Genomic DNA, 4,777 nt, shown 5'->3' with positions numbered 1-4,777 from the left:
AGCGAGAAGTCAGCAGAGGTTGTATGAGCCGGAGCACGCTGAAGGGCGAGAAGGCACGGTGAAGGGCCGAGCGAGAAGGACAGTTACGCGACATGACGCTTGGCGAGGCATGGCGTGGCATCAGAAGCCCGGGAGGCCGCAAGGCGGATCGGGGCGCACGGAGCAAAGGCGCGGTGAAGCCGCGTTTGATGCCGTGAGCGATGAAGCCGAGCTGGCCCTGCACAAGCTTCGCCAGCGGCTGCGGCAGCTGACGCTGCGCACCCCGGGGGCAAAGCTTGGCCCGGATTGCCGCGGACTTGAGGGATTATGTGCCGGGCTGGAAGGCGAACTTCCGGTTGGCGCAAACACCGCAGGTCATGCGCGAACTGGACACTTGGCTGCGACGCCGACTGCGCGCGGTACAGCTCAAACAGTGGCGGCGCGGTACGGCGATGTACCGCGAACTGCGTAAGCTGGGCGCGACGGCGGACGAGGCTGCACAGATTGCCGTCAACGCCAAGCGCTGGTGGCACAACAGCCGCCGGGTAGTGCAGCGCAGATGGAGCTCAGCCCACTTCGACAGGCTTGCAATGCCCAAATTCTCTTGACCTCAACTTCTCGAACCGCCCGGTGCGGACCCGCATGCCGGGTGGTGTGGGAGCGGCCCGATCAGCGATGGTCGGCCCCTATCCCGATCGGGCCTGGCGTGCCCAGCCGTCGCCCGCAGCTCAGCTTCGGCGTTATGCAGCAGGCGAAGCAAAGCTTCAAATTGCGTTGCCGATCGCTCGCTCGCGGCAATCGCTTGTGGCAATGGGCCTGCGCATCCGCCAAGCTGCCGAAGCGCGCCGGGAAGTCGGGCCGATATTTCATCGTCTTGAACTGCAACTCGGAGAAAGGGCGTGGCTGTGACTCTTGGTGATGTCCGAATCGACCAACAAGCTGGCCAGCGCCCTTGATCAGCCCGCGGCGATCCGCTTCGCCAAATGCGCCAAGGCCTCCTCAACCTGATCAACCAGCACCAGGCACAAATCACCCGGCTGCAGCCGCGCCAAGGCTTTGTCGATGGCCACGAACTCGCCGCGAATTTCGTCGATGAAGGTCGTGCGCTCGGCGCCGTTCAGGCCGGCGCGTAGCAGGGCCAGCACCTCGCCGTCGGCACGGCCGCGCTGGCAGGCATCCTCGAACAGCAGCACATCATCAAAGGCGGCGCCCAGGATGACGGTTTGCTCGCGGATGTCTTCGTCGCGCCGATCACCTGCGCCGCTGATGACGACCGAGCGGCGCTTGCCAGGCAAGGCGGTCACGGCCGCGACCAGGGCCCGCATGGCGTCAGCGTTATGGCCGTAATCGGCGATGACGGTGGCGCCCCGGTAGTCCATCACATTGAAGCGGCCCGGCGCGTTGTCGGCGTCATTGGCGAAACTGGCCAGGCCGCGGCGCACGGTGTCCCAGTCCAGGCCAATGCCCCAGGCGGCGGCGACCGAGGCCATCGCGTTTTCGATCTGGAAGCCGATCGCGCCATTGCGGGTGATGGGGATGTCGCGCAGCGCAATGTTCTCGCGCCAGGAGCCTTGGGCGGCCACCAGCATGTCGCCGTCGATGTAGACGCAGCGCTTGCCCTGTGCGCGGTGCGTGGCCATCAGCGGATGGTGGCGGTCAGAGGCAAAGAAGATGATTTGGCCGGGACAGACCTCGGCCATCTTGGCCACCACCGGGTCGGCGGCGTTCAGGACCGCATAACCCGAGGCGGCCACGTTTTGCACAATCACGCGCTTGACCAGGGCCAACTCGTCCACGGTGTTGAGGAAGTTCATGCCCAAATGATCGCCGGCACCCAGATTGGTGACAACCGCCACTTGGCAGCGATCGAAGCCCAAGCCTTCGCGCAGCACGCCACCGCGCGCGGTCTCAAACACCGCTGCTTCAACGTCCGGGTGCATCAGCACATTGCGGGCGCTCTTCGGGCCGGAGCAATCGCCGCTGTCGATCTGGCGGCCGTCGACATAGACGCCGTCGGTATTGGTCATGCCGACCTTGAGGCCGCAGGTGGCGAACAGATGGGCGATCAGGCGCGAGGTGGTGGTCTTGCCATTGGTGCCGGTGACGGCAATGACCGGGATGCGGCCGTCTTCGCTTTTGTGGCCATGGCCATAGAGGTGCGAGATGATGGCCTCGCCGACATTGCGGCCCTTGCCGTAGCTGGGGCTCAGGTGCATGCGCAGCCCCGGGGCCGCATTGACCTCGACGACGCCGCCGCCAACTTCTTCCAGCGGACGCAGCACGCTCTCGGCCACCACGTCAACCCCGCAGACATGCAGGCCGACCACTTGCGCGGCGGCGATCGCGCGCGCTGCCACTTCAGGGTGCACATCGTCGGTGACGTCGGTGGCGGTGCCGCCGGTGGACAGATTGGCGTTATTGCGCAGAATCACGCGCTGGCCCTTCGGCGGTACCGATTCGGGGGTCAGGTCTTGCTGTACCAAGCGAGCCACCGCGATATCGTCGAAGCGGATCTTGGTCAGCGAGGTGGCGTGGCCGTCACCGCGTTTGGGGTCGGCGTTGACCTTGTCGACCAATTGCTTGACCGTGAGCTTGCCGTCGCCGATCACATGGGGCGGGTCGCGGCGGGCGGCGGCGATCAACTTGTCACCCACCACCAAGAGCCGGTAATCACTGCCGGGCAGGAACTTTTCCACCATCACCTGGCCAATCTCTTCGGCGGCCTTGTAGGCGATCTCCATATGTTCGCGGGTGACGACGTTGACCGTCACGCCCTTGCCCTGGTTGCCGTCGAGCGGCTTGACGACGACCGGCAAGCCGATCTCCTCGGCCACGGCCCAGGCCTCATCGACCGAGTCGACTGGGGCGCCAATCGGCACTGGCACGCCGGCCGATTGCAGCAGGCGCTTGGAGAGGTCTTTGTCTTGCGCGATTGATTCACTGACGGCGCTGGTGGCGTCGACCTCGGCGGCCCAGATGCGGCGCTGTTTGGCGCCCCAACCGAACTGCACCAGGCTGCCTTGCGTCAGGCGGCGATAGGGCACGCCACGCGCGAGTGCGGCGTTGACGATGGAGCCGGTCGAGGGGCCGAGGCGCACGTCTTCGTCCAACTCGCGCAGCTGCGCCAGCGTGGCATCGGCATCAAAGCTGCCGCCGTCGCGGGCTGCTGCGACCAGCTTGCAGGCTTCCTCAAAGGCTAAGCGCCCCACGTCTTCTTCGCTGTACTCGACCACCACTTGGTAGCTGCCGGCTTCAGACGTGACGTGAGTCTGGCTGAAAGTCACCGGGCAGCCGGCCTGCGCTTGCAGGGCCAAGGTGGCCTGCTCCAGCACATGGGCCAGCGAGATCGGTGTGCGCGTGGCACTGGCCGGCCGCAGGGCGCCGATGCTGGGGAACAGCGCACGCAACTTGGCCTCAAATTCGGGCATGTCGGCAATCGACTGCTCGGCGGGCGTGCAGTGCACGACGGCTTCGATGGCGGTGTGGCGGCTCCACATATTCGGGCCGCGCAGGGCGCGGGTGCGAGAGACTTCCATGGATGGTCTTCCTCGGTGAAATATTGTTTGTGAATAGCGCTTGCTCAGGCGGCAAGCTCGGGCACAAAGGTGTCCAGCCCGGCCGAGATCAGCTCGGGCGAGATGTTCATGGCCCAGGCGGTGGCGACGGCACCCAGCACGGTGGCGGCATCAATCTCCGCCGCACCGTCCGCACCGCCCACGCCGGCCGCCGCAAAGCGGCGCAGCAAAGCGTCCACATTGGCGCCGACGGTTTCGGCCTGACCCTGCGCGAGCACAGCCGCGCCCCCTTGCAAAAAGACTGCCCGCCCGCCTTGAGCGCGGTGCTCGGTCAGCGCCGGCAACGCGGCGTCCAAGGCATACAACACGACCTCGCCGTCGCACAGATCACTCATCTCGACCAGCAGCGGCTCGGCGGCATTGAGCACCGCCACACCGTCGCTCAAGACCACATCGATCTGCGTGCGCAAGACCTTGTAGAGCTGGTCCGGGTTCATCACGTCGAACTCGGCCAAGCCCTCGATGCCGCCCATATCGGTCACCAGGCCAACCTGGCAGCGGTCATAGGACAGCCCGTCGCGCAAAATGGCCGCGGCGCTGTTTTCGATCACCACGGCGTCCACGCCGCGGTTCATCAGCAAGCGGTGAGCGGCATCCCAGCGCACGCTGCTTTTGCGCTCGACCCGGCGAGTGCCGAGGAACAAACCGTCGCGGCAGGCCAGGCCCACATGGCGGCCATTCAGATGCAAGAGCCAAGCAACCAAGCGCGCAATCGTGTGGGTGCCGCGCGAGCCGGCCACGCCGACGATGGGAATGCGGCCGTTCTCGTCTTCGGCAAACAAGTGGTCGATGATGGCCTTGCCGACCGGCTGCGGCATGCCTTCCGCAGGCTTCAGATGCATCAGCAGGCCAGGGCCGGCATTGACCTCCACCACCGCGCCGCCCTGCGCTTGCAGCGGCCGGCCAATGTCTTCGGCGACGACGTCAACGCCGGCGATGTCCAGGCCAATCACGCGCGCCGCCAAGGCCACGGCGTGCACCACATCCGGGTGAACTTCGGCAGTGCAGTCGATGGACACATTGCCATTGCGCTGGATCATCACCTGGCGGCCCGCCTCGGCCACGCTGCTAACTTGCAGGCCTTGGCGTTCCAAGTCGAGCAGGATCACCGAGTCTTCAATCGCGTTGATGCGGTTGAGCGGGAACTCTTCGGTCAGGCCGCGGCGCGGGTCGTTGTTGATCTGTGAGTCAATCAGTTGGGCGACGGTTTGCACGCCGTCGCC

The 4,777-nt window shown here is 65.7% G+C and carries 2 protein-coding genes and 2 pseudogenes; 1 reads left to right on the top strand and 3 read right to left on the bottom strand.

Annotation, left to right across the window (positions count from 1 at the left end; translation table 11 throughout):
* Positions 1 to 275: 275 nt before the first annotated feature.
* On the top strand, positions 276 to 587 hold the full coding sequence (locus tag RMO57_RS16415; protein WP_310388413.1) for a group II intron maturase-specific domain-containing protein: 312 nt from the start codon (positions 276 to 278) through the stop codon (positions 585 to 587).
* A 199-nt stretch (positions 588 to 786) separates the two neighbouring features.
* Here the strand turns inward: RMO57_RS16415 and RMO57_RS16410 are convergent.
* From RMO57_RS16410 to RMO57_RS16400, 3 genes and pseudogenes are all read right to left on the bottom strand, one after another.
* Positions 787 to 935, bottom strand: a pseudogene (locus tag RMO57_RS16410) (IS3 family transposase); the annotation flags it as partial.
* Complete coding sequence (gene cphA, locus RMO57_RS16405) at positions 936 to 3,515, bottom strand: cyanophycin synthetase (RefSeq protein ID WP_310388411.1); 2,580 nt, start codon at positions 3,513 to 3,515, stop codon at positions 936 to 938. It lies immediately after the preceding pseudogene.
* Between the two features lie 44 nt (positions 3,516 to 3,559).
* A pseudogene (locus tag RMO57_RS16400) lies at positions 3,560 to 4,777 on the bottom strand (cyanophycin synthetase); the annotation flags it as partial.

The organism is Roseateles sp. (assembly GCF_031397715.1).
Lineage (GTDB): Bacteria > Pseudomonadota > Gammaproteobacteria > Burkholderiales > Burkholderiaceae_C > Paucibacter_A.
The sequence above is the reverse complement of the archived record's forward strand: the minus strand, read 5'-3'. Positions and strand labels throughout refer to the sequence as shown.